The sequence below is a fragment of the Desulfoluna spongiiphila genome (assembly GCF_900101345.1).
GTDB lineage: Bacteria > Desulfobacterota > Desulfobacteria > Desulfobacterales > Desulfolunaceae > Desulfoluna > Desulfoluna spongiiphila.
In genome coordinates this window covers 91,478-116,094 of sequence record NZ_FMUX01000003.1, presented here as the reverse complement: position 1 = coordinate 116,094, position 24,617 = coordinate 91,478, and the positions used below count along the sequence as shown (strand labels likewise).

The 24,617-nt window shown below is 57.8% G+C and carries 17 protein-coding genes and 3 tRNA genes; 6 read left to right on the top strand and 14 right to left on the bottom strand.

The features are described from left to right. Nucleotides 1-23: 23 nt before the first annotated feature. Nucleotides 24-1,277: a histidine--tRNA ligase gene (gene hisS / locus BLQ12_RS05800; RefSeq protein WP_092209201.1), complete on the bottom strand. Its 1,254-nt coding sequence runs from the start codon at nt 1,275-1,277 to the stop codon at nt 24-26. A 491-nt stretch (nt 1,278-1,768) separates the two neighbouring features. On the opposite strand from hisS, the gene BLQ12_RS05795 reads away from it, so the two are divergent. Then, nucleotides 1,769-2,641 (top strand): Rossmann-like and DUF2520 domain-containing protein, encoded by an 873-nt coding sequence (locus BLQ12_RS05795; RefSeq protein WP_175469530.1) that lies wholly within the window; start codon nt 1,769-1,771, stop codon nt 2,639-2,641. 280 nt (nt 2,642-2,921) lie between these two features. Here the strand turns inward: BLQ12_RS05795 and BLQ12_RS05790 are convergent, their stop codons facing one another. From BLQ12_RS05790 to BLQ12_RS05760, 6 genes are all read right to left on the bottom strand, one after another. After that, nucleotides 2,922-3,590 (bottom strand): helix-turn-helix transcriptional regulator, encoded by a 669-nt coding sequence (locus BLQ12_RS05790; RefSeq protein ID WP_092209197.1) that lies wholly within the window; start codon nt 3,588-3,590, stop codon nt 2,922-2,924. Nucleotides 3,591-4,174: 584 nt separating this feature from the next. Beyond that, complete coding sequence (locus BLQ12_RS05785; protein ID WP_092209195.1) at nt 4,175-5,617, bottom strand: sodium-dependent transporter; 1,443 nt, start codon at nt 5,615-5,617, stop codon at nt 4,175-4,177. A gap of 162 nt (nt 5,618-5,779) precedes the next feature. Then, nucleotides 5,780-7,162, bottom strand: a complete 1,383-nt coding sequence (locus BLQ12_RS05780) for a tryptophanase (protein ID WP_092209193.1) — start codon at nt 7,160-7,162, stop codon at nt 5,780-5,782. Nucleotides 7,163-7,224: 62 nt separating this feature from the next. Then, nucleotides 7,225-7,608 carry a RidA family protein gene (locus BLQ12_RS05775; protein WP_092209191.1) on the bottom strand — a complete coding sequence of 128 codons (384 nt, stop codon included), beginning with the start codon at nt 7,606-7,608 and terminating at the stop codon, nt 7,225-7,227. Between the two features lie 501 nt (nt 7,609-8,109). Then, nucleotides 8,110-11,094: an insulinase family protein gene (locus tag BLQ12_RS05770; protein WP_175469529.1), complete on the bottom strand. Its 2,985-nt coding sequence runs from the start codon at nt 11,092-11,094 to the stop codon at nt 8,110-8,112. A 720-nt stretch (nt 11,095-11,814) separates the two neighbouring features. Then, complete coding sequence (locus BLQ12_RS05760) at nt 11,815-12,246, bottom strand: hypothetical protein (protein ID WP_092209185.1); 432 nt, start codon at nt 12,244-12,246, stop codon at nt 11,815-11,817. Nucleotides 12,247-12,795: 549 nt separating this feature from the next. Between BLQ12_RS05760 and BLQ12_RS05755 the strand changes: the two genes are divergently transcribed. Together BLQ12_RS05755 and rsmA are read left to right on the top strand one after the other, a co-directional pair. After that, a complete protein-coding gene (locus BLQ12_RS05755) occupies nt 12,796-13,413 on the top strand; it encodes a DUF2062 domain-containing protein (protein WP_092209183.1) in 618 nt (205 codons plus the stop codon). Next, nucleotides 13,397-14,269: a 16S rRNA (adenine(1518)-N(6)/adenine(1519)-N(6))-dimethyltransferase RsmA gene (rsmA, locus tag BLQ12_RS05750; RefSeq protein WP_092209181.1), complete on the top strand. Its 873-nt coding sequence runs from the start codon at nt 13,397-13,399 to the stop codon at nt 14,267-14,269. Before BLQ12_RS05755 ends, rsmA begins: the two co-directional genes overlap by 17 nt. 121 nt (nt 14,270-14,390) lie before the next feature. Here the strand turns inward: rsmA and BLQ12_RS05745 are convergent. The 6 genes from BLQ12_RS05745 to tig form a co-directional block, all read right to left on the bottom strand. Further along, nucleotides 14,391-14,468 (bottom strand) — tRNA-Asp (locus tag BLQ12_RS05745). Between the two features lie 5 nt (nt 14,469-14,473). After that, nucleotides 14,474-14,549: transfer RNA gene (locus BLQ12_RS05740), tRNA-Val, on the bottom strand. A gap of 106 nt (nt 14,550-14,655) precedes the next feature. Beyond that, entirely contained in the window at nt 14,656-17,046 is a 2,391-nt protein-coding gene (gene lon, locus BLQ12_RS05735) for an endopeptidase La (protein WP_092209179.1), read from the bottom strand. Between the two features lie 249 nt (nt 17,047-17,295). After that, nucleotides 17,296-18,540, bottom strand: a complete 1,245-nt coding sequence (gene clpX, locus BLQ12_RS05730) for an ATP-dependent Clp protease ATP-binding subunit ClpX (protein ID WP_092209177.1) — start codon at nt 18,538-18,540, stop codon at nt 17,296-17,298. A gap of 3 nt (nt 18,541-18,543) precedes the next feature. Next, entirely contained in the window at nt 18,544-19,158 is a 615-nt protein-coding gene (gene clpP / locus BLQ12_RS05725) for an ATP-dependent Clp endopeptidase proteolytic subunit ClpP (RefSeq protein ID WP_092209175.1), read from the bottom strand. Nucleotides 19,159-19,218: 60 nt separating this feature from the next. Then, a complete protein-coding gene (gene tig / locus BLQ12_RS05720; RefSeq protein WP_092209173.1) occupies nt 19,219-20,556 on the bottom strand; it encodes a trigger factor in 1,338 nt (445 codons plus the stop codon). A 428-nt stretch (nt 20,557-20,984) separates the two neighbouring features. Between tig and BLQ12_RS05715 the strand changes: the two genes are divergently transcribed. Together BLQ12_RS05715 and BLQ12_RS05710 are read left to right on the top strand one after the other, a co-directional pair. Continuing rightward, nucleotides 20,985-21,674 carry an N-acetylmuramoyl-L-alanine amidase family protein gene (locus tag BLQ12_RS05715; RefSeq protein WP_092209171.1) on the top strand — a complete coding sequence of 230 codons (690 nt, stop codon included), beginning with the start codon at nt 20,985-20,987 and terminating at the stop codon, nt 21,672-21,674. 64 nt (nt 21,675-21,738) lie between these two features. Beyond that, nucleotides 21,739-21,815 (top strand) — tRNA-Pro (locus tag BLQ12_RS05710). Between the two features lie 98 nt (nt 21,816-21,913). Here BLQ12_RS05710 and BLQ12_RS05705 read toward each other — a convergent pair. Then, a complete protein-coding gene (locus tag BLQ12_RS05705) occupies nt 21,914-22,231 on the bottom strand; it encodes an STAS domain-containing protein (protein ID WP_092209169.1) in 318 nt (105 codons plus the stop codon). Nucleotides 22,232-22,828: 597 nt separating this feature from the next. Between BLQ12_RS05705 and lnt the strand changes: the two genes are divergently transcribed. Beyond that, nucleotides 22,829-24,427, top strand: coding sequence for an apolipoprotein N-acyltransferase (gene lnt, locus BLQ12_RS05700; RefSeq protein ID WP_092209167.1), 1,599 nt, complete (start codon nt 22,829-22,831; stop codon nt 24,425-24,427). Nucleotides 24,428-24,617: the final 190 nt, after the last annotated feature.

The following is a 24,617-nucleotide window of genomic DNA, read 5'->3' as shown; positions in this document are numbered from 1 at the left end:
CTCCTTTGTTCTTTCTGATATCGTTAGTTGAATCGTTCGACCAGTGTCTCCACCAGCCCATCCAGGGGAAGATCCCACTGCTCTTTGGTGGCCATGTTCCTCAGGGCGGCCACGCCCCTGTCCAGCTCATCGTCGCCCAGCATGAGGACATGGGCGGCTTTCAGTTTATCGGCCCGTTTCATGTGGCTTTTGAGGCTGCGCCCTGCAAAATCGGTCTCGCAGAAGACGCCCCTGGCAGCCAGCTGCATGGCCCAGGACGCGGCTTTTTCCGTGGCCTTTTCGCCCAGGGGGGCGATGTAGAGGGTTGGTCCGTCCGCTTCGATGGTCTGCTGCATGGCAACGATCTCCGCCAGGCGGTCAAAGCCGATGGCAAAACCGATGGCGGGCATCTCAGGCCCGCCCAGGGCCTTGACCAGTCCGTCGTAGCGTCCGCCGCCGGCCACGGCGTTCTGGGCGCCCAGGGAGGTGGTGAGCACCTCAAAGGCCGTGCGGGTGTAGTAGTCGAGGCCGCGCACGAGGCGGGTGTCCACCTCGAACTCCACCCCGTTTTCCGTGAGAACGCTTTTGACGGTCTCAAAGTGGTCGCGGCAGTCGTCGCAGAGGTGGTCGAGGATGGAGGGCGCTCCTGCCACGGCTTCCCGGCAGGAGGGGACCTTGCAGTCCAGGACCCTCAACGGGTTTTTTTCGCTTCGCCTGAGGCAGTTCTCGCAGAGGCTGTCCTTCTTGGCATCGAGGAGTTCCTTTAACGCCTTCTGGAAATTCGGTCGGCAGCAGGGGCAGCCCAGGGAGTTGATGTGGGCTTTGACGTCCCTGGCCTTGAGCTTTTCCAGGAGGGTGGCCAGCATGAAGATGAGCTGGGCATCCAGATACGGGGAGTCGATCCCGAACACCTCGGCGTCGATCTGGTAAAACTGGCGATAGCGACCTTTCTGGGGACGCTCCCTGCGGAACATCGGGCCGATGGTGTAGAATTTCCGGATGGGGTCCTTGGCGTACATCTTATGCTGAATGTAGGACCGGACCACCGATGCGGTGGCTTCGGGGCGCAGGGTCACGTGGCCCCGTTTGCCGTCCTCGAAGGTGTACATCTCTTTTTCCACAATATCGGTGGTGTCGCCGATGCTTCGGGAGAAGAGCTCCGATTTTTCCACGATGGGGAGGCGGAGTTCCTGAAATCCGAAGTTTTCAAACGTCTCTTTGGCTGCGCGCTCAATGGTCTGCCAGACCTCGATTTCGCCGGGCAGAACATCCTTGAATCCTTTGATAAGCTGTATCATGTGCTGTGCTTAAACCGCCTTCGTACCTGCATCTTGAAGTTCAAAAGAAAAGGCCGTGCCCTGTTGTGGCTCTTCAGGGTGGGGCCGGTGCCCCCTCCTGTGTGCACAAGAGGCCGCCTTTTTAAAGATCATGGAAGTCACGGAACAGGCAGGTAAGGCGCCCGGGGGCAGCGATCAGGCCGTGGGGCGGTGTCCGGATGATTCCCAATGATTTTTCAAGTGGTTGCGCCGTCCCGTGTGCATGGTGGGGTGCAAATCAACCCCTACTTGTAGCGCAACAGGTAATTGTCGGTCAATACTTAATGTTTTTCAATAGATGGCGTTCCCGGGAAATGAATTGAGTTTTTCACAGAGCTGCAGTATGCATGAACATTGTTGGTTCAGCCGGAAGTTCTGTGGTTGGACAGGTTTGGGCCTCGCATCCGGGATGCGAAAAAAGGCGCCGCGGGCAAACGCCCTGTGCGCCCCAAAGGAAAGAAGGGGGAGTTGACGTGAAAGCAAGATGCGCTGTCGTAGGGTGCGGACGAGTTGGAACCAGCCTGGTGATCCACCTGAATCGTGTGGGATACCCCCTGTGCGGGGTGGCGAGCCGAAGCCTGAAATCGGCGGCCAAGGCGGCCGAAATGCTCCCCGGAACCCCGTACTCAACGGATCCGGCCGAGGTGACCCGGGGCGCCGACCTGGTGTTTCTCACCACGCCGGACGACACCATTGCCGAGGTGGCCGAAGCCATCGCCGAAGCAGGCGGTTTCAAGGAAGGGGCCACGGTCCTTCACTGCAGCGGCTCATTGCCGTCCACCATCATGGCCACAGTCCGGGAAGCCGGGGCCTTCATCGGTTCCATGCATCCCCTGCAGAGCTTTGCCGGGGCCGACCTTACGACCAACCCCTTTGAGGGCATCATCATGTCCGTTGAAGGGGACGAGCCGTGTGTGGCGCTTGCCCTTGCCCTGGCCGCCGACTTGGGGGCCAGGGGCCTTACCATCGAGACCCACGCCAAGACCATGTACCACGCCGCCGCCGTGGTGGCCTCCAACTGCTTTGTCACCGTCCAGGACATGGCCTGGCAGTTCATCAGCGATGCCGGGGTCTCCGAAGAGGATGCCTGGAGCGTGCTGGGGCCCCTCATCGAAGGGACCATGGCCAACATCAAGAAGGTCGGTCCCGTGGCCGCCCTCACCGGCCCCATCGCCCGGGGCGACGTGGACACCATCGGCACCCACCTTGAGAAAATTGCCGAGATGAAGCCGGGCCTTGCCGCCCTCTACAAGGCCCTTTGCCTCCACACCGTAGATATCGCATCGCGCAAGAACACCCTGAGCGCCGAGGCCGAAGAGGCCCTGGTGCAACGGTTGACCTCCTGAATAAAGGGAGAGTGCATGCCGTTTAATGGGTGACGCCGGGGGCGGCGCAAAAGCAGCCTCCGGCAGCAAGGTGGGCCACCTTGAGGGCGGATTGCGCATATGCTTTTCGTTTAGGGGGGAGTGAGGTGGTTGTTTGTTCGGCTTTTCAAGGGGCTGGCTTTCGGCGGTGACGCGGAAGACGGCGTGACCCCTCAGGTTGGCCCGGGAAGGCATGGCTGAAGGGGTGCAACTCAGGAAAACGGGCAGGTGGGCAGGGATGGTGCGGCGCCCGGGGGCGCCGTTACAGTTTGCTCAGGTATCTGTATATCGTTGGCTCCGAACACCCAAGCTGCTTGGCCACCGTTCGTACCGCTCCTTTTAATTTGAAGATCCCCTTCTGGTTTAAGATATCCACAATGTCAATACGGTCATCCTGCACCAACCGGTCTATGGATGTGTTGTGCTGGGTGAGGTAATTCTTGATGACGGTGTCCGCCTCTTCGATGGCAGAGCCGTAAAATGTCTCACCGGCATTGCTGACAAGGGAATCCACGGACTCGTAGGCGTTGTTGCTTTCAATCAGCATGTCCGGGTGGCAGAGCTTCAGGATCTGATCGCTGATGTTTTTGTAGCGCCGGTCATCAAAGTTGATGCAGAGCATGCCCACGATGTTTTTGTCGTCATCTTTGATGAACATGGTGGAGGACCTCAGGATCCGATGATCCTTCGACACCCCGTTGTAGTTGAGCTTGAAGTTTTTGTCCTTGTAGTTCTCGTTGGAGATCACCTCAAGGCCGAAATTGGTCAGGGGCCCTCCGACGGCCCGCTGGCTGATGTGCCCGTTGGCGATGGCTACGATGGAGTTGATGTGATCCTCCGCGTCGTGGAGGACCACTTCGAAATCGGGCCCCAGGGCTTTTCCGAGAAATTCCACGATGAGGCTGTACTGGCTTTTTAAGGCATCGTTCATGGTTGTGTGTCTTTCAATATATTTGGGGCGCGTATCCGGTCACTGCGGCAGGGGGTCTGGAGAATAAAATAACGTGTTGCGGCAACCGTTTCAGTTGTCTGGGTGATGCGGCATGGCAACGGCGCGAGACGCCGGGCCCACGGGGAGCCTCAATCCGCCATGCTGTATCCCTTATGTTTCCTGTGCGCCGGGCAGGACCTTGATATGGCCTGTCTCCGGCAGGGCCCCCCCGCCCTCAGGTTTTGTCGGAATCGCACGTAGTAAGAGTCTATGTCACTCTTTTGTTATTATACCACCGTCGGTAAGGATGCAATGCGTAACTGGGCAAAAAGCCGGGGAAGACACCGGAAAATATAGGCACTTTGGCGTTAACAGTGTTAACCGGATACCCCGGCAAAGGTGAAAGACGGATGTGCCCTGCCCGCGGTGAGGCAACCCGGAAAGCAGGCGGGCGCTGCTGCGGGCAAAGGCCGGGTGTGTGTTGCAGGCAAGGGGTGCCTTCATTTCCAGCTTAAAAAAAATCCCGTAATTCACACAAAGGAATTACGGGATTTGATTTTTACTGCTCTGGCTGGGCTTGGGGCTTATCCGATGCCTCCGTAAGCGATGCCCAGGATATAAACGATGATGGTGGACCCGCAGAAACCGTATTTTGTCATGGGTTCGAACCAGCCGCCGATGGTTTTATCCCGTCCGGTCTGGGCCTGCTCCCGGGCAAAGCCGGGGCCGCATACCCAGAAGAACATGATGCCGGCCAGCAGAGCCCCCAGGGGGATCAGGTAGATGGAGACAATGTCCATCCAGGTGCTGAGGGTGTCGCCGTTTTCGAGGATCAGGCCCACGCTGCCGCTGATCAGGGCGATGATGGCGATGGCGGTGATCCGCGAAACGTGCAGCCGCTGCTGCAGGGCTTCCACCGGTGTTTCAAACAGGTTCATCAGTGAGCTGACCCCTGCAAACAACACCGCCACAAAAAAGACAATGGAGAAGAGGTAGCCGAAGGGCATCATCTTAAACACGTTGGGCATGGTGATGAACATGAGGGGGGGACCGGCGGTGACATCGAGCTTAAAGGCAAACACAGCCGGGATGATCACCACGGCGGAAAGAAGGGCCGCAATGGTCCCGAACACGGCCACGTATTTTGCGCAGCTGATGACATCTTCGCTTTTTTTCAGGTAACTGCCGTAGACCACCGTGCCCGAGCCTGCCAGGGACAGGGAGAAAAAGGCCTGTCCAAGGGCGTATACCCAGGTTTTGGGGTTGCCGAGGAGCTCCCATTTGGGCAGGAAGAGGTATTTGTATCCCTCCCGTGAGCCGGGGAGGGTAAACACCTTGACGGCAAGGATAATAAAGAGAATGTAAAAGGCGGGCATCATCACCTTGTTGCATTTTTCAATGCCGTTTGAGATGCCCATGAGCATGACGGCAAAGGTGATGGCAAGGCCCAGGAAGTGCCAGCTGATGCTGCCCATGGGGCCGGCGATTTCTCCGAAGTACGCCCCGCTGTTCGAGGCATGGATGACATCCCCCGTGAAAGCGCCGTAGGTAAACCGCAGGATCCATCCCACCACAACGGCGTAGCCGGTGGCAATTCCGAGGGATCCCAGGACGGGGATTATCCCGACCATTTCACCGTTTTTCAGGCCTTTGCGCTCAAATGCTTTTTTAAAGGCGCCCATGGGGCCTGTTCCCATGGCGCGGCCAAAGGACATCTCGCCGATTATGCCGAAAAGTCCGATGAGGAAAATAAAAAGACAGTAGGGGATGAGGAAGGCGGCTCCGCCAAATTGCCCGAGCCGATAGGGAAACAACCATATGTTTGCCATCCCGACTGCAGAACCGATGCAGGCGAGGATGAATCCAACTCTCGAATCAAAGTTATCCCTGTCATCGGGATTCGTATTGACCTTGTTTTGTTCAGACACAGCTTCACTCCTTAACAAATTCACCAAAAAATTCAGAGAGAGAGCTTCCTTAAAACAGCAACGCCGCTGTTTGTCAGGAAAAAAATCTGCGTTAGACATGCGCGTGCAAAAAAAAATTACTGCACTGATGTTTCTTTCATAAACAATGGGTAGGGTTGGTGCACGTTCGTATGTGAAATCCTCAGGGCGACGGGCTGACTTTTGCCTGGGACCATCAAAAATACCTGCAGCCGGGATGGCTGCAGGTATGTGGAGGCGGGGCTATTTTACAGGTTCAAGGTGAGCCTGGAAGTGACGCAGTACGGGGGGCTCCCAGGTGATGCGGAAGCCTTTGACCTGCTCGGCTCGTTTTTTAATGGCGATGAGGGCGTCGGCCATGATGTCGATGTGGGCCTGGGTGTAGACGCGTCGGGCGATGGCGAAGCGGGTGAATTCGAAGTTGGCTTCGAGCTGCTTGCCGGTGTCGGGGTCGTTGCCCAGCATGTAGGACCCGATATCGCAGGTACGGATGCCGGCTTCAATGTAGAGCTCAATGGCAAGGGCCTGGCCCGGGAACTCGTTGTAGGGGATGTGGGGGAACATCGCCTTGGCGTCCACGAAGACGCCGTGGCCACCCACGGGAGACTGGTAAGCGATGCCGGCATCGTCGAGGCGGGAAGCGAGGTACTCCATCTGACCGATGCGGTATTTCAGGTAGTCTTCGTCGAGGCCTTCATAGAGACCGATGGCCAGGGCTTCGAGGTCACGTCCGGACAGTCCGCCGTAGGTGGTGAAGCCTTCAAAGGAGATGGTTCGTCCCTTGCACGCGGTGAACAGCTCTTCGTCTTCCTTCACGCCGTAGAGGCCGCCCATGTTGACGATGGTGTCTTTTTTGGCGCTCATGGTGAAGGTGTCGGCGTAGCTGAACATCTCGTTGATGATGGCTTTGATGGATTTGTCGGCGTAGCCTTCTTCACGCTGCTTGATGAAGTACGCGTTTTCTGCGTAACGGGCGGCGTCGATGTTGAGCTTGATGCCGTATTTCTTACACACGGCTGCGGTCTCTTTGACGTTGGCCATGGAGACAGGCTGGCCGCCGGCGGAGTTGTTGGTGACGGTCATGATGACCAGGGCCACGTTTTCGGGGCCGTATTCCTTAATTAAGGATTCCAGCCGTTCAACATCCATGTTGCCTTTAAAAGGAGCCCTTTTGGCAGGGTCGTTGGCCACGGGGACCACACAGTCCACGGCGCGTGCTCCGGAAAGCTCAACATGGGCACGGGTGGTGTCAAAGTGCATGTTGGAGATGGAGTACTGGCCTTTTCCCATCATCACACCGAAGAGCACTTTTTCTGCGGCGCGGCCCTGGTGCACGGGCTGAATGTACTTGTATCCGGTGATGTCCTGGGCGGCATCCAGAAGCTTGTAGTAGCTTGAGCTTCCTGCATACGCCTCATCGCCTCGCATGACACCGGCCCACTGCTCCTGGCTCATGGCGTTTGTGCCGCTGTCGGTGAGGAGGTCGATGTAGACATCTTCGCCCCGCAAGTTGAAGGTGTTGTATTTCGCTTCCGCGATTTTCTGCACCCTCTCTTCTCGGGTGAGCATTTTGATGGTTTCAACCATTTTGATTCGAAAGGGTTCAGCTACATATTTGATTGCCATGATAAAAGCCTCCAAAATTTTTGATTTTATATGAATCGTAGGTGATAGGGATGTTTCGTCCGTTAGCCCATGGCTGCGATGGCTTCAATTTCAACCAGAGCATCCTTGGGCAGTCGTGCCACTTCAACAGCCGAGCGGGCCGGGTACTTGCCTTCCCCGAACATCTCCTGATAGACGGCATTCATTTCGCTGAAATCGTCCATGCTGGATAAGAAGACGGTGGTTTTCACCACATGGTCCAGCGTCATGTTTTTGCATGCGAGGATCTCGACAAGGTTTTTAAGGGATTGTTTCGTCTGGGAGGCGACGCCTCCTTCGGGAAACGCCCCTGTTTCCGGGTTCACCGGAAGCTGGCCTGAAACGAAAACCAGGCCTGTGGTGGCGATGCCTTGGGAGTAGGGCCCGATGGCCGCCGGTGCTTTTTTTGTGAACAGTGTCTCTTTCATGATCTATTCCTTAACTCGTGATTTCAACCATGACCGCCGTTGATTGATAGAGTTCTATAGTGAAAAAAAATTATTGTCAAAGAAATTCTTTATTATTATGAAAAATTCCATTCCGCCCGGGTTGGTTTTATTTTAACCTATTTTAATTGTTGGTTTAACTTAAAATGTTTGACGGGGCAGGGGTGTGTGTCTTGGTGTGATAGACTTTTATTAAAGGGGGGCAAGGACTGCCATGGGGCCTCAGGGGAAGGCGGATTTGGGCTGCGGGGCTTCGGCGACAAAAAATCCCCCGTTGACTGGTCAACGGGGGATTTTCTGTTTTGTTCGGGTGGAAAACAAAGGGCCATGGCTCTCTGCCGGAGGTAGGGGGCCGACACAAGATACATGCAAAAAAAAATGCCGCTGCCCTTTTCTCCGAGGGACAAGGGGGAAAGGGCAGCGGCAGACAGCTTTCAAGGTGGCTCACCTTGCCGCCGGAGGCATCGCTTGTGTCTGTGTTGCTTAGATGGTGTGGATCTCAAGCTCCTTGTCCAGGCGACCGGAGAGCCCTTTGAGGCGATCGGCCCCGGAGATGACGGCCACGCTTTTGAGGTCGGCTTTCGGGGGGAAGTAGCGTGCGGCGGCCCCTCGGACTTTTTCGGCGTTCAGGGCAAGAAGACCTTCCTTGTAGTCCCTGCGGGTGTCATCGGAGAGGCCCACGAGCTCGCGGAAAAACCCTTTGCGCGCGGCAGCCGCCGGGGTTTCGGGGCGGTCGATGGCGGCGCAGGCCTGGAGGATCGCTTCCTTGACGTCTTCGTCGGTGTAGTCGGTACCCGTAATGAAGCGGGCGGCGTTGTCGTAGGCGGACAGGGTCTTGGCCACGTGGGGGTCCCGATAGGATCCCATGCTGAAGGTGCCCTCTTCGCTGCTGTAGGCGGCAAAGGCGCCGTACGCTCCGCCCTTTTCCCGGATCTCCCGGTGCAGGTACAGGGAGCGCAGGAGCCGGGCGATGATGGACAGGGCCGGTGCGTCCTCGTGTCCCATGGAGGCCACGGGAAAGGAGGAGGCCACAAAGGAGACGGCGCTGTTGGTGGCCCACCCTTCGTGAACCGGGGCACAGGATGCCGGCACCGAGGCAAAGGTGAGGGGAGAGGAGCCGTTGGGCAGGGCCTGGGTAAGGGCGCGCTGGTCCGCTTCGGCCAAGGCCAGGGTGGCCTCATCCCCGGCCAGGGCGCAGCGCAGGTTGCCCCGGTTGAGAAAGGTGTCCCCGATGCGGGCCAGCTGATCTCCGATGCGTGCCAGGAGCTCCTCGGAGGCGTCTCCGCGTACCAGGTCGTCGGTGAGGGCCTTTATGTAGCGGATCTGTCCGACACCGTTCCACAGCTCGGAGAGGGCCAATGAGTCGGTGAAGTTCCGGTTGGCAAGGGAGATGGCCAGGCTGTGGCCGTTTTGGACCACCGCGGCTTCCAGGGAGGCCCGGTATTCCAGGAGCAGGTTCCGAAGCCGCTTCAGGTCGGTGAACCGGTATCGCGTCAGGGTTTCGGTGAGCAGGTCGAACATGGCTCCCCGATTCCTTGCCAGGCATTTGCTGTTGATGGCGATAAGGGGCAGGGATGAGCGGTTCTCGTCGTAGCGCCTCCGGGATGCAGGGGAGAGTCCCATGCCGCCGGTGTGGGCGGCAATGGCCCGGGCCAGCTCCTCGTAGTTCTTGTCTGCCGTGCCCACCTTCATGATGGAGGAGCAGAAGAAGGGGACCAGGGGAATCAGGTCCGCATCGAGGCTGCCTGCCTCCAGCACCCCGGTGTAGTATAAGAGGGTGTTGGTGGCGCAGGGGTAGGTGAAGAGGCGATTGCTCCCACGGTCTGCCGGGGCAACGGAGTCGATGGTGGCCGGAATATCCGACAGCTCCAGGGTGGGCAGGCAGGAGATATCTTCTTCGGCCTCCTGGAGGTCTTTCAATGCCTGGGCATCCGATTTGATTTTGGTTTTTTCATCGTCGGTGAGATTGCCTGCGATGGCACGAAGGGTTGACTCCTCTTTCTCGGCCTGCCGGGCGGCAAGGCTGCTGTCCGGGGCCAGGGTAAAGCGGACCCGGTGGGGGTTCTCCAGCAGGCGTTCGCGGATGAGGGATTCAAAGTACCCGCCTTGTTTGACCGCCGCCTTGATGGCCTCCAAGTCCTCGTCCAGGAGAAGGAGCTTTTCGGGGTCACCGCCGTGGAACCAACACCCGGAGAGGCCCAGCAGGATTTTGATGCCGTAGGGGTAAGGGGTATTGGAGATCTCGCGTCGCCGGATCTCCATCTGGTGGATGGCCGAATCGATGAGTTCTGTGTCGATGCCTTCATCGGCGATGCGCCCAAGGGATTTAAAGACCAGGGCTTCGATGGCATCGGCGTCTTCGGCCCGGGTCTCCTTGAGGCCGCAGCCAAAGGAGGCGTCCCGGGCATCGGAGTCAAAGCCCGTGGCGTCGCAGAGGGAGGAGCCGAGGTTGGCGTCGATGAGGGCCTTGCGCAAGGGGGCGGCCGCGTTGCCCAGGAGGATCTGGGAGAGGAGGCTGAAGGCCAGGGTCTCCCGGGTATTTAAGATGTCGGTCACCAGCCAGACCAGGCTCACCTGGGCCCGGTTGTCGCGTCCCTCTTCCTCATCGGCCGGGTAGTACTCGACGACCTTTCGGGGGGAGGTCCAGCGCGTCTGGGGCTGAACCGTGGTTCTGGGGTCGATTTTTTCAAAGCGGGTGAGTACTTTTTCACTGATAACTTTCAGGTGGTCAACCAGAGGGATGTCACCGTAGGTAAAGAAGTAGGCATTGCTGGGGTGGTAGTGACGGGCATGGAAGGCTTTGAGTTCTTCCCAGCTGAGGTCGGGGATCGCATCGGGGTCTCCGCCGGAGTTGTTGGCGTAGGTGGTTTCCGGCATGAGCGCTTTGTTGAGGGCTCGCCCTAAAACCTGGTGCGGTGAACTCATGGCGCCTTTCATCTCATTGTAGACCACGCCCTTGAAAGCCAGTGCCTCTTCGGCACCCTCTTTTCCTGCCTCGAACTCAAGGCGGTGGCCTTCCTGTTTGAAGCTCAGCTCGTCGATGCGGGGAAAGAAGGCCGCATCCAGGTAGACATCCATGAGGTTGTAGAAGTCTTTGCGGTTCTGACTGGCAAAGGGGTACATGGTCCAGTCCGACGCAGTGAAGGCGTTCATGAAGGTGTTGAGGCTGCGTTTGATCATGGAGAAAAAGGGGTCACGCACCGGGTAGCGCGCAGACCCGCAAAGGGCCGTGTGCTCCAGGATGTGGGCCACGCCGGTGGAGTCCTTGGGCACGGTTTTAAAAGCCACGGCAAAGGTGTTCTCCCGGTCCTGGGCACTGATATGGATGTGGGATGCCCCGCTGGCATCGTGCCTCAGCTCATAGTAAAAGGCGTGGATGTCGGCGATGGGGCATGCTTTGACGACCGTAAAGCCGTGGAGACTCTGGCCCGGTCGGATGGGGGCGTTGCAGGGGTCGGTGTGTGTCATGGTCTGATTCATCCCAAAATCTATGGTTCTGCGCATACCGGGTGCATTGTACAGGCTGGTTGAGCAGGCGTTGCGGAACTCTTGTACGTCGCCTTGCAGGGCGCTGGGTCCCGGTGTCGGCCAGCTGGGTGCCTCGGCTCTCAAGGCGGGACGCTGTGTCCGCCCCGGGGCCTGTGCGTGCGATCCGGTCGGGCGCGTGAAGGTGCGCTGCGATCTACGTAAGATGAGCATCCCAACCCTGTTTGTCGAGGGCTGTGGCAAAGAGTTCGTTTTTTTGTTCGGATGAAACAGTGGGAAGGAATGGAGATGTCCTCCCTGACAGGTTGTGGACAGCGCACCGGGCACCCGGGCGCAAAGGGAGTGTATCGCCTTTGCGCAAAGGCGTAAGGGCCTTGGAGATACCCGTCATACAACGCAAGAGGGCACGGAAACGTGCCTGGCGTATGTCCAAGGGCCCGGGGTATCCACAACCTGTAAGGGAGAACGATCCTGAATCGGGCAAGAGCAAATGAAATGGGTGCGGGACCCGGAAAGCAACGGCATCGTACGGACGCACACGGTGGTCGACCCGGCCGTATTGCATGGCATCGGGTGGTTGACCTGTGCGGGCAATCATGCCGGTGTGCACGGAGTCGTTTCCATGTCCCTGAAGCATGTACCGGGCGTCACTTGGAAGAAGGACGTCAGAGGGTCGGTGCCCGGTATGAAGCTTCCGGCTCTTTAGGCGGCGATATACACACCACGGGTTTTGCGCTTGATTCGGCCGATTTTGTTCAGACGGAAAATGATGTTGCGAAGCTTCTTGTCTTCAAAACCGGTTTTTGCCTGAATTTTAGCGAAATCGGCACCATTGCGGGAGCTCTTGATGACCTTGAGAACTGTACCGGATGCAGTCATTTCAGAGCGATCACCCTTTTCTTTACCAGCGCTGGCCACATAGCCGCGGCCGGAGGTCTGGCGAATCAGCTTTTCAAGGCGGTCAATCTGAGCAGAAAGCTTTTCGATGTCCTGGCGAGACGGGATATCGTAGCTTTTGATGATGGTCTTGAAAAGAGAGTCAATGCTTACCGGCTTTGTGCGTACGCGACGACGGCTGGCGGGTGCTTCGTGGGTTTGTTCTTCCTGAATGGGATTGGGGGTTTCTGCAGACATATGTCCTCCTTGTACTGTTTTGTTTCTTTTTATTTACGTTTATGTGTAACCAGAAGGATGCCTTATGTAAACACGACCGACCCGCACACCCCTGCACGCGCATTTCCCCCCTCTCGTCAGCACGCACGCTTAGGAGCTCCATGACAAACATGGTTTATGCTTGTAGGCAAAACAGAAATCGATCAAGAGACATCCTCTAGATAAGGATTACCCGTTAGATAACTTAATTGTTTATGAGAGTCAAGCAATCTTCAAAGGAAAAAAAGAACCTTTTAGTAAAAATCATGAAAACGGGGGGACGCCACGGCGGAAAAAGCACAAATCGTGTTGAAAGGGTGAGCTTTTCATGGTATTTTCAAATCGCCGAAAATAAAATGGATTGGTGAGGCGGACCATGAAAATTTTGGTGCCGTTTCAGCCCTTTCCATACCCTGCGACAGGCACTGTAACGAAAACGACCCCACGGGAAAAAAATTAGGTCGTAGTTGCAGTTTTTTGTTTATGTGACGTTGTTTTCTAAGGCTTTGCTTTTTTAGGGATTTGAGAAGTATGAATCAGACCGGACAGAAATCCTCGATGTCTAATGAGAATATAACATATTGGAACAAAATAAAAAAACACTTTTGTTCTCTTTTAGAAAAAATTAAGAGGTTGCAGGGGAATCCTCACTACATTGCCATGGGGATGGCTATCGGCGTGTTTGTCGGGGTAACTCCCACCATTCCTTTTCATACGGCTTTAGCAATCCTTTTGGCTTTTGCCCTTCGCGGCAGCAAGCCGGCGGCAGCAATCGGCGTCTGGATTGCCAATCCCTTGACTATTCCCTTGTTTTATTACAGCGGCTATAAGGTTGGGGTGGGGCTATTCGGCGGGAACCGTGGGGGTGGCCCGGATATCGACCTGATGATTCGTATGATGGAGAGTACGATTCCCCTGGCTGAAAAACTGGCGCTGATCAGGGGGTTTTTGTCTCACCACCTCGGGGTGGCGTGCATGATGCTCGCCGGCAGTGTGGTGCTGGCTGTGATTCCTACCATCGCGACCTATTTTCTGACGCGAAAGTTGGTTGCGGGTACTTATACAGGTGTAAAAGTGATCAGTAAATCAAGATACAAGAATGATGTAAATCGCCAATGCGGCGAGGAGAGTGATGATGACATCGCCTAGAATTACCCTGGCTGCGTGGGATATGCATGCGAAAAAAAAGTTTGGGCAGAATTTTTTGAACGACCCCTCGGTTCCGGAGCTCATTGCCGAGCGCGCGGGAATTTCTGCCGAGGACCTGGTGGTGGAGATCGGACCGGGCCTTGGGGCGCTGACCGTTCCCCTTGCCAGGCGGGCTGCCCGTGTGTGCGCCATCGAAAAGGACAGCCAGATCCTTCCCGTTCTCAGATCCGAGCTGCTTGCCTCGGGCACCGACAACGTGGAGATATTAAATGAAGATATCCTCAACGTCAGCCTGACGGAGATCGCCGAGGCCCATGGGGGTCCCATTATTGTGGCGGGGAACCTGCCGTACAATATTTCGTCGCAGATTCTTGTGCAGATGATTCGGGAGCGTCGCTGGGTCAAAAAGGCTCTGTTTATGTTTCAAAAAGAGCTGGCCGAGCGCATCACGGCCCCCGAGGGGACCCGGAACTTTGGCCGTATGGCGGCCATGCTGGGGTATTGCGCCACGATTCGGACCCTGGTGAGGGTGGACGCCTCCAAGTTTTTTCCGCGGCCCAAGGTGGACTCCGAGGTGATCGAGGTGACCTTTCTTACGGACCCGCCCCATGTGGCCACCGACGAAGCGCTGTTGTTTGCCGTGATCAAGGCGGCCTTCGGCAAGCGTCGCAAGAACCTTCGCAACGCCCTCTCCAACAGCGAGCTCCCCTTGTCTCCTGTGCAGGCCGAGGAGGTGTTAAACGGGGCGGAGATTGCGGTGAATCGTCGGGCCGAGTCCCTGACGGTGGAAGAGTTCGTCAGGCTGGCCAATGAGCTGGCCGGGTTCCTGGCGGCGTCTTCCGGTTCTGAAGGGTAGGTGGGCTTTTAAACTCAAAAGGCTCCGGGGCAGCGGCTCCGGGGCCTTTTTTATTGGTCTTTCCAATTTTCGGGCATAAAAAAAGGGCTCCCTTTGCAAGGAACCCTTGTTCTTTTTTTTGTGGCGGGAGTGACGAGACTCGAACTCGCGGCCTCCAGCGTGACAGGCTGGCGTTCTAACCAAACTGAACTACACCCCCGCATGTGGTGGGCGATGCAGGGTTCGAACCTGCGACTTCAACCTTGTAAGGGTCGCACTCTACCAACTGAGTTAATCGCCCGTTGCCGTGAAGGCTTTCGCCCTCAGGAACGAAGCCTTTTTAGCAATAATCATCGGGTCACGTCAAGGGAATAAAGTGACCCGATGTTATTTTTTTTTATGGGGCCTCAACACGGATTGGGGCTGGTGAAGAGGCTGGTTCCCTCGGGCGTGATAAGGGCTTCATTTAACACCTCATCCAGATGGTCGGCCGGGACCACCTTCATTTGCTTGAGAATGGAGGCCGGAATCTCTTCCAGATCCTTTTCGTTCTCTTTGGGGATGATCACCTTTTTCAGGCCGCCCCGGTGGGCCGCAAGGATCTTCTCCTTCAGGCCGCCGATGGGCAGGACCCGGCCCCTGAGGGTGATTTCGCCTGTCATGGCCACCTCTTTGTCCACCGGGTATTTGGTAAAGGCGGAGACAAGGGCCGTGCACATGGTGATGCCTGCAGAAGGGCCGTCTTTGGGGATGGCGCCTTCAGGCACGTGGATGTGAATGTCCACCTTGCTGTAGAAGTCGTCGTCGAGCTTTAAGGCGGCGGATTTCGATCGCACGTAGCTGACGGCGGCCCGGGCCGACTCTTTCATGACATCCCCGAGCTTGCCGGTGACGGTGAGTTGTCCCTTGCCGGGCATCAGGGCTGTCTCGATGCAGAGCAGCTCGCCCCCCACCTGGGTCCAGGCCAGGCCTGTGACGATGCCGATCTGGTCCTTCTCTTCTCCCTGGCCGTATCGGAACCGAATGGGGCCGAGGTGTTTTTCCACCTTTTTCGGGACGATCTTCACCGGCTTTTTGGCCTTTTTCTTAACCACCTCCAGGGCGCTTTTCCTGCACACGCCGGAGATCTCCCGTTCCAGGTTACGGACGCCGGCTTCCCGGGTGTAGTTGCGGATGATGTCAAAGACCGCCTGGCGGGTAAACTCGATCTCATCAATCTTCAGGCCGTTCATCTTGGTCTGCTTGGGGATGAGGTGGTCCTTGGCGATCATGTACTTTTCATGCTCGGTGTAGCCGGGGATGCGGATCACCTCCATCCTGTCCTGGAGGGGCAGGGGGATGTCGGACAGGGTGTTGGCCGTGGTGATGAAAAGGATGTCCGACAGGTCGTAATCCACATCAAGGAAGTGGTCGTTGAAGGTGTTGTTCTGTTCGGGATCCAGCACCTCCAGAAGGGCCGACGAGGGATCTCCCCTGAAGTCCGTGCTCATCTTGTCCACCTCGTCGAGGCAGAACACGGGGTTGTTGACGCCGGCTTTTTTCAGGTTCTGGATGATTTTGCCGGGCATGGCCCCCACGTAGGTGCGGCGGTGCCCGCGGATTTCCGCTTCATCGCGCACGCCCCCTAAGGAGATGCGGATAAAACGCCGACCCGTGGCCCGGGCCACGGAACGCGCCAGTGAGGTCTTACCCACCCCGGGAGGGCCCACCAGGCAGAGGATGGGGCCCCGCACCTTGTTGACCAGGGATTGCACGGCCAGGTACTCCAGGATGCGCTCCTTGGGCTTTTCCAGGCCGAAATGGTCCTTGTTGAGGATGGCTTCGGCGTCGTTTAAGTCGCTTTTGGTTTTGCTCCGGTTGTACCAGGGCAGGTCGAGCATCCAGTCGATGTAGTTTCGTACCACGCTGGCCTCGGCGCTCATGGGCGACATCAGCTTCAGCTTTTTGAACTCCTGCTTCACCTTGAAGGCCGCCTCTTTGGAGAGGCGCTTGCCCTTGATGCGCTGTTCGAGCTCCTGGAGCTCGTCATCGGCGCTGTCGTCGGCGCCCATCTCTTTTTTGATGGCCCGCATCTGCTCGGTGAGGTAGTAGTTTTTCTGGGTCTGCTCGATCTGGTTTTTGACCCGGCCGCGAATTTTCTGACCCATCTCGAAGATTTCACCTTCCCGCTTGATGAGGCCCAGAAGGATGTCCATGCGCTTGCTGATGTCCACTGCTTCCAGAAGGGTCTGCTTGTCGGCGACCTTGAAGGGGAGGTGGGAGGCGACGGTGTCGGCGAGTTTTCCGGAGTCCTCGATGGCGGCGACTTTTCCGATGAGCTCTTTGGAGATGCTCTTGTTGAGTTTGGTGTACTCTTCAAAGGCGTCGATGACGGCCCGGGACAGGGCTTCGCCTTCGGCTTCCGTCACCGGGTTTTCGGGCATGGGCTCGGCATCCACCGAGAGAAATTCTTCACCGGGGATAAAAGAGACGATGCGGCCTCGGGCTTTGCCCTCCACCAGGGCCTTGACGGTGCCGTCGGGCAGTTTGAGAAGCTGAAGGATGGTGCCCACGGTTCCGACACTGCTGATATCCTGCTCTTCGGGGTTGTCCACCCCGGCGATGAGCTGGGTCGACAGGAAAATGGTTTTGTTTTTTCCCATGGCCTCAGCCAGTGCGTTGACGGATTTGGTCCGCCCCACAAAAAGGGGGACCACCATTCCGGGGAAAACCACGATGTCCCGCAGGGGAAGAATCGGAAGCGTCACACGGCTGGAACTGGAATCGTCGTTTTTAAATATCTTCGGTATATTGATCATCGGAGCTTCTTCACCATCATCTGATAAGGTATTGGTCGAGGAGGAAGGGTCAGCGGCCTGAAGGGCATTCGGGGATGGTCCGACAGGGAGATCGCCGATCAAACCGGGGCCCTTCCGCACCGCGGGGGTGCGGAAGGGCTGTCAACCGGATTGCGCCGGCCGAAGGGGCTGGGGGAACGAGCACGCACGGGAAACTGTTTTTTGCCGGTCCGGCGCGTCAGGTTTCGCCGTGGTGTGTTTCCGTGTCCCTTAGGCCTGCTGCTGCGGTGTTTCGTAGAGAATGATGGGGTCCTCTTTTTCGAGGATCACATCTTCATTGATCACGCACTCGCTGATGTTTTCCATGGAAGGAATTTCGTACATGATGTCAAGCATGGAGCGCTCGAGGATGGCCCGAAGCCCGCGGGCACCGGATTTGCGCTCCACCGCTTCGTGGGCGATGGCTTTCACCGCATCATCGGTGAATCGCAGCTTCACGTCCTCGAACTCGAACAGCTTCTGGAACTGCTTGACCAGTGCGTTTTTGGGTTCCGTGAGAATCTTGATCAGTGAGTCTTCGCCCAGCTCGTTCAAGGTGGCGATCACGGGAAGGCGCCCGAGAAATTCAGGAATAAGCCCGAATTTGATGAGGTCTTCCGGTCGAACCATGGTCAGGAGTTCACCCAGGCTCTTGTCGGTCCGGCTGGTTACCGTGGCGCCAAAGCCCAGCGCTTTTTCGCCGGTACGCCTCTGGACCAGTTTCTCCAGGCCGGTAAAGGTGCCGCCGCAGATGAACAGGATGTTGTTGGTGTTGATCTTGACAAAGTCCTGCTGCGGGTGCTTCCGCCCTCCCTTGGGGGGGACGCTGGCCGTGGTTCCCTCAATGATCTTGAGGAGGGCCTGCTGCACCCCTTCCCCGGAGACATCCCGGGTAATGGAGGGGTTGTCGGAACGCTGGGCGATCTTATCGATTTCGTCGATGTAGACAATGCCGCGTTCGGCCCGTTCCACGTCGTAATCCGCGTTCTGGAGCAGGGAGAGGATGATGTTCTCCACGTCTTCGCCCACGTAGCCGGCCTCGGTGAGGCTGGTGGCGTCGGCGATGGTGAAGGGCACATCAAGAAAGCGCGCCAGGGTCTGAGCCAGAAGGGTTTTTCCTGAACCGGTGGGCCCGATCAGAAGGATGTTACTCTTCTGGAGCTCCACGTCCGATGAGCTCATGGCCGAATCCAGCCGCTTGTAGTGGTTCCGGACGGCTACGGAGAGGACCTTCTTGGCCCGATCCTGCTCGATGACATACTCATCGAGGCGCTCTTTGATCTCCTTGGGGGTCAGCAGCACTTCGGGGCTCTGGGGCTCCTTGATGCCTTCATCCTCAATGATCTCGCTGCAGAGCTGGATGCATTCGTCGCAGATATACACTGCGGGACCGGCGATGAGCTTCTTGACTTCCTTCTGGTTTTTGCCGCAGAACGAGCAGAAAAGCTTATCATTTCCGTCCGACTGTTTTGTCATGGATTACTCCTCCGATTTTACAAGGTTCGCCAGATCTTCCCTGTTCTTGACGACATGATCGATGAGGCCGTACTCCTTGGCTTCCAGGCCGGACATGAAGAAATCCCTGTCGGTATCCGCCTGGACTTTGTCGTAAGGCTGCCCTGTGTGGGTAACCAGAATGTTGTTGAGCTCTTCGCGCATGCGAAGAATCTCCCGGGCGTGGATTTCGATATCCGCCGCCTGGCCCTGGGCCCCACCCAATGGCTGGTGAATCATGATACGGGAGTTGGGAAGGCTGTATCGTTTTTTCTCGGCCCCTGCACACAGGAGCAGGGCTCCCATGCTGGCGGCCTGTCCGATACAGACGGTAGCAACCTCCGGTTTGATGTATTGCATGGTATCGTAAATAGCCATACCGGCTGTTACGGAACCCCCCGGGGAGTTGATGTACAGGTTGATGTCCTTGTCAGGATCTTCCGACTCCAGGAAGAGTAGCTGCGCCACCAGCAGGTTGGCGACTTCATCGTTGATGGCGGTGCCTAAGATAACGATCCGGTCTTTGAGAAGTCGTGAATAGATGTCGTACGACCTTTCACCTCTGCTTGTCTGCTCAACTACCATGGGGATAAGTGGCACGAGTGTCTCCTCCTTGGTGAAGGCTGCCCGCCAGGGGCAGCCTTTGGTTTTAATTCGGCGTTACGCTTCGTCCGCTTCCGCGGCATCGGCGTCTTCGAGCGTTGGTTCCACTTCGTCAACGTCGCTACTTTCAATAATAAGACGCGCTGCCTTTTTTTCAAGCAGGGTGAGCTTCAAAACCTCGATTTTATCGGGGTTGGCCTGGTAAAAAGCGTGGATGGCGTCCACGGGCTGGCCCACCATGGCCGCCATGTCGGCGTATCCTGCTTCGAGCTCTTCGTCGGAGAGTTCCATCTCTTCCTGCTGGACGATGGCGGCCAGAAGGAGGTGACGGCGCACCTGCTTGTCGGCCAGTTCGCGGTACTGATCGCGAAGCTCTTCACGGCTTTTGCCCAGCTGCTCGATGTTCATGCCGTTCATCTGGAAGGCACGCTCGGCTTCGGCCAGGATGGCGTCGAGTTCGTACTCGACCATGATGCCGGGCACGTCGAACTCATGGCGCTCGATGAGGGTGGAGAAGACCTGCTCGTTGAGCTCCTGCTCCATCCTTTTTTCGTAATTTTCGCTGAGGTTCTTGATGATCTCCTCTTTGAGGGCGTCCATGGAGTCGAAGGGCCCCATGGTCTTGGCGAACTCATCGGTGAGCTCGGGGAGCACCTCGACAAGGATCTGGTTGAGCTTGACCTTGAAGGTGAGGGTGTTGCCCGCCAGGTTGGAGTTCACGTAGGAGTCGGCGTAGGTGATCTCGAACTCTTTTTCGTCCCCTGCGTTCATGCCCACGAGCTGCTCGTCGAACTGGTTGCTCATGGCTGCAGCACCGACTTTCATCTGCTGGTTTTCCACGAGGGGGGTGTTTTCGAAGGACTCGCCGTCTTTGAAGCCTTCGTAGGTCAGCACGGCGTAGTCGCCGTCGGCTACGGGACGGGCCTCTTCGATGGGCTCACGCTTGGCGCCGTTTCGGCGAAGCATCTGGAGCTGGGCTTCAACCTCTTCGTCGGTGGCCTTGTAGAGGGTCTTGGTGAGCTTCATCTCTTTGAAGTTGATCTCGCCGAGTTCAGGGCGGAGTTCAACGGATGCCGTGAATTTGAAGTCGGCGGCGGGGTCGAGCTCAGGAGCCTCCACCAGCTCGGGCTGGCCGATGATGTTGTACTCTTTTTCACGGATCGCTTCCATGAGGGCGGACTGGATCAGTTTGGAGACGACGTCGCCGCTGATATCATTCTTATACATGCGCTCCAGAACGGAACGGGGGGCCTTGCCGGGGCGAAAGCCCTTGACTTTGGCAGTTTTTTTCAGCTGGTTGTATGCTGCATCCAGTTCGCCGACAACGGTTTCATTCGGCACTTCGATATGCAGGGTCTTCTTGACGCTGCTGACGTCTTCTACAGTAAAATTCATTGTGATCCTTTCCACTTCGGCACCCTTTTGGCCCGCCTGGGATCAGGCGGGCGACATGCGCCTTGATTGCTGCTGACGTTACCCCACCCTTTGGTCGGCAAAAGGTGAATACCCGTATGGGCCGCGCGAGGGTGCAGCCCTGATTCATAATGTCATCATCCCACGGCGTCCGCCGGGTTCCGGCAAGGCCCCTGAGGGATGTTTTTTCCTGTTCAAATGCCGCTTTATCTTTTATAGTTTTCAGCGGCGTTGAACGCCTGAAAGGGCCTTGGAATCAAGATTTTGGGCGATTCCAGGGGACCCTGGGTTAAATCTGTGTATTAAAGCCAAATTTTTCGGGCAATGTCAAATACTATTGGTGATGGGCGGGATGAGAAGGGGCTTCGGGTTTCATCCTCCCCGTGCAGCGCCGCCAAAGGGGTGAAGGAATGCTGAAAAATGGAAGGGGGCCGCAGGCCGTGGCCTTGGTTTCCGCCTGTGTCATGGTTTTGATGCTTGCCGGGGCAGGCTATGGCGCCACAAGGCCCGTGGTGGTCCTGGATCCCGGCCACGGCGGTGAGGATGCCGGTGTGACCGGCTCCTACGGAACGCGTGAGAAGGATGTGGCCCTGGCCCTGGCCCTGGAGTTGAAGCGGCAGCTGGGGCTCTCCTGCGATGTTCGCCTGACACGTGAGTCGGACCGCGGGGTGTCCGTGATGCGCCGGGTCGAACTGGCCAACAGCTTCCACGGAGACCTGTTTGTCTCCCTGCATGCCGGGGGCGGACTCTCCCGGGATGCAAACCGCATCGCCCTTTTTGTTCAGCGGGAACCCAAGGGGCGGGCGACGGCCCCGGGTCGTGTGGAGGGGTGGGACGGAGGCCATCGGCCTCATATTCCGGAGAGCCAGGCCCTTGCCACGGTGTTGCAGCGGCCCCTGGCCCTTCTTGCCGGGTACGACGGGGTGGACTACTCCGGGGTTCCCCTGGGGGTGGCAAAGGGCGCCGGGATGCCCGCGGTGCTCATTGAGGTGGGCAACCTGACGAATCCCCGCGAGGAGGGACGGCTCGAAAGTCCCGAACACCTCAGGCGGGTGGCATCGGCGGTGGCAGCCGGAATCGAAGCCTTTCTCCAGCGTTGACTCTATGGGCGGTTTTAGCCCTTGCATGGCCCCGGCAACTGTGTTAGTTTCGCTGTCGATTATCCGGGGCGTAGCGCAGCCTGGTAGCGCGCCTGCTTTGGGAGCAGGATGTCGCAGGTTCGAATCCTGCCGCCCCGACCAGATTTTTTGAAGCCACCGCTGACCACAGGGGTGGCTTTTTTTATGGCCGATCCGGGCAGGGGCCCATGGGCTGCCCTCTGGGTGCAGGTGCCCTGGCCTCAGGACGCCCCCCCCGCCTTTTCAATGGTGAAGTGCCGGTCAAGGCGCATGGTGGTAAACAGGCCGTAGATGTCTTCGGCGATGTTGATCACCTTAAGGGTGGCGCCGTGCTGATCCAGGGTGTTGTGGGTGGCGATGATGACGCCGATCCCCACGGAATCCACCATTTCCACTCCTTTTAAGTCGATGGTCAGTTCTTCCAGGTCTTCGGCAATCTCTCCGTTTAACTCCGATCGAAACTCGCCGGCCATGGAGGCGACAATGTCTCGTCCCGGTCGAATGGTCACGCTGTTCTCGTCTCGAATTATTTCACTCATGCTCCACCTATGCGTCGTTAAAAAAGGGATGGATGGTGTGGCGTCAATGGCTGTTTTGGTTGTCGTCCGGCCATGGCCAAGGAGCCTGTAGAGCCGGGCGGCGGCATGCACGCCGTGACACCCTTTGATCGGGTGGCCTCGGGACATGGTTGGGCGTCGGTGAGAAAGGGCAGGGTGTTGGTGACCCTTTCGCTGAGGTGTCGGTTCCGGTGAGGCGAGGACGGTTTAACGGTTTTTCATTTCGGGAATGGGCCGATGCCCGGTTGGTGTGAGGCGGTTTCCAGGGAAAGGGCGCAGCCTCGGCAGTGAGCGTGTATGTACTTTTATTTTTTACCATACCGCCTGGGAAATCTCAAATAAAATATGGGTTCAACATCTTGTGCTTATGAGGAATTCTGGCCGGGCTGCGAACCGTAAGAGGGTGTAAAACCCATTGACACCCCGCCCGGGCCTGGTCAATAGTTGGCACGTAAAGGGCACGGGGTGCCGTACGGCACTGTTCCCGGGCGGAGGGCCCGCTGACAGGACCGGTATACATGGGGACATGGGGCAGCTTCTGGCTGCTGGCGTTCCGCATCTGAGTGAGGAGACAAACGGGTGGTATCTGTAAACGACATCGCCATGTGGCGGGGGGAGTCAAGTTCCCGGGTGTGGACGGATCTTTTCTGGGCCTGCGCCGGTGCATTTTTGCTGACCTTTGCCTTTCCCAGGCCCGCCCTGGGGCTGCTGGCATGGGTGGGGCTGGTTCCCCTGATTGTAATCTCCCTGACATCGGCGCCGATACGGGCCTTTCGGGTGGGGTATCTCACCGGCGTCCTCCATTTTCTGGCCCTGCTTCGCTGGGTGATCGGCACCATTCATCAGTACGGAGGCGTTCCGTGGATTGCAGGTGTCGCCGCCCTTCTCCTGCTTTGCCTTTACCTGGGTGCGTACCTGGGGGCCTTTGCCTGGGGGCTCTCCCGCTGGCGCCGGGGCGGTTTTTTCTCCCTTCTTTTTGCTCCGGTGCTCTGGGTTGCCCTGGAGTACCTCCGAACCATGGCCCTTACCGGCTTTCCCTGGGGCCTTCTCGGGTACACCCAGCAGAATTCCCTGGCCCTTATCCAGGTGGTGGATGTCACCGGGGTGTACGGGCTCTCCTTTCTCGTGGTGCTGGTAAACACCGCCCTGGCCCTGTGTGTGGTGCCCCTGGCGGATCGGGAGAGCGGGCGATGCGGGTGGGGAGCGCCAGTGCTGGGGATGGCTGTGGCCGCTGCCTGCGTGGGGGCGGCTTTTGTTTACGGCACCCATCGCATGGCCCAGGTGGATGAGGCGCAAGGCAAGGCAACGACCTTGAAGGTGGGGGTGGTCCAGGGAAACATCGACCAGGCGGTGAAGTGGGACGGGGCCTATCAGTTTGCAACCCTTGAGACCTATCGGCGGCTCTCGGCGGAGGCCTTGAAGCAGAAGCCCGACCTGGTGGTGTGGCCCGAAACGGCCACGCCCTTTTATTACCTCAACCCCGTGGACGGGGTCCTGACCCGGGAGGTGAACCGGGGGCTGGCGCAAGGGGACGCGGACTGGATCCTCGGCGCACCGGCGGCAGAGCGCGCAGGCCAGGGCTGGCGCTATTTTAATCGGGCCTATGCCGTCACCTCCGAGGGAGCGGTCATCGGAAGTTACGACAAGGTACACCTCGTTCCCTTCGGGGAGTACATTCCGTTTCAGGACCTTCTTTTTTTTGTGAAGCGGCTGGTGGCCTCCGCCGGTAATTTTTCTGCCGGGACCAAGGGAGACACCATCAAGGGGTGGGACTGGCAGGTGGGGGTACAGATCTGCTTTGAGTCCATTTTTCCGGAACTCTCCGTGGCGTCGGTGCGATCAGGGGCGGGCCTTCTCGTGAATCTTACCAACGACGCCTGGTTCGGGCGGTCCGGAGCGCCCTTTCAGCATTTTCAGATGGCCCGTTTCCGGGCAGTGGAGACCCGCAGAGCCCTGGCCCGCAGCGCCAACACCGGCATCAGCGGGTTTGTGGACCCTGTGGGCCGCGTCACGGGGGCGACCCCGCTGTATGAAGAGGCCTGGCGCGTTGCCTCTCTTCCGGTGATGTCCCTCACCAGTTTGTATGTGCGCTTCGGGGATCTGTTTGCCTGGGTGTGCGCGGGCCTGGCCCTTCTCATGGGGCCTGTCATCGGGGGCGTCAGGCGCCGGAACCCCTGAAAAACGAGGGGCTTTTCGGGCATTGGGCTTGTGCCCGGGACCCTTGGGGACAGGCCCCTCGAAAAAACGGTTTCACTGTGTGGGGATCAATGGTAGATAGGGTGATGAGGCCGGGTGTATCCCGGCTGAGGAACCCTGTTTTCTTGCAGGCGAATCCCGCTTTTGACTGGGGTTTCCCGCAGTTGCAGGG

Coding starts and splice junctions, on each gene's coding strand:
- hisS (WP_092209201.1), bottom strand. CDS start 1,277: ATGATACAGCTTATCAAAGGATTCAAGGATGTTCTGCCCGGCGAAATC.
- lon (WP_092209179.1), bottom strand. CDS start 17,046: ATGATCAATATACCGAAGATATTTAAAAACGACGATTCCAGTTCCAGC.
- BLQ12_RS05785 (WP_092209195.1), bottom strand. CDS start 5,617: ATGTCTAACGCAGATTTTTTTCCTGACAAACAGCGGCGTTGCTGTTTT.
- BLQ12_RS05705 (WP_092209169.1), bottom strand. CDS start 22,231: ATGAGTGAAATAATTCGAGACGAGAACAGCGTGACCATTCGACCGGGA.
- rsmA (WP_092209181.1), top strand. CDS start 13,397: ATGATGACATCGCCTAGAATTACCCTGGCTGCGTGGGATATGCATGCG.
- BLQ12_RS05775 (WP_092209191.1), bottom strand. CDS start 7,608: ATGAAAGAGACACTGTTCACAAAAAAAGCACCGGCGGCCATCGGGCCC.
- BLQ12_RS05790 (WP_092209197.1), bottom strand. CDS start 3,590: ATGAACGATGCCTTAAAAAGCCAGTACAGCCTCATCGTGGAATTTCTC.
- BLQ12_RS05760 (WP_092209185.1), bottom strand. CDS start 12,246: ATGTCTGCAGAAACCCCCAATCCCATTCAGGAAGAACAAACCCACGAA.
- BLQ12_RS05770 (WP_175469529.1), bottom strand. CDS start 11,094: ATGACACACACCGACCCCTGCAACGCCCCCATCCGACCGGGCCAGAGT.
- BLQ12_RS05755 (WP_092209183.1), top strand. CDS start 12,796: ATGAATCAGACCGGACAGAAATCCTCGATGTCTAATGAGAATATAACA.
- BLQ12_RS05780 (WP_092209193.1), bottom strand. CDS start 7,162: ATGGCAATCAAATATGTAGCTGAACCCTTTCGAATCAAAATGGTTGAA.
- tig (WP_092209173.1), bottom strand. CDS start 20,556: ATGAATTTTACTGTAGAAGACGTCAGCAGCGTCAAGAAGACCCTGCAT.
- BLQ12_RS05715 (WP_092209171.1), top strand. CDS start 20,985: ATGCTGAAAAATGGAAGGGGGCCGCAGGCCGTGGCCTTGGTTTCCGCC.
- clpX (WP_092209177.1), bottom strand. CDS start 18,540: ATGACAAAACAGTCGGACGGAAATGATAAGCTTTTCTGCTCGTTCTGC.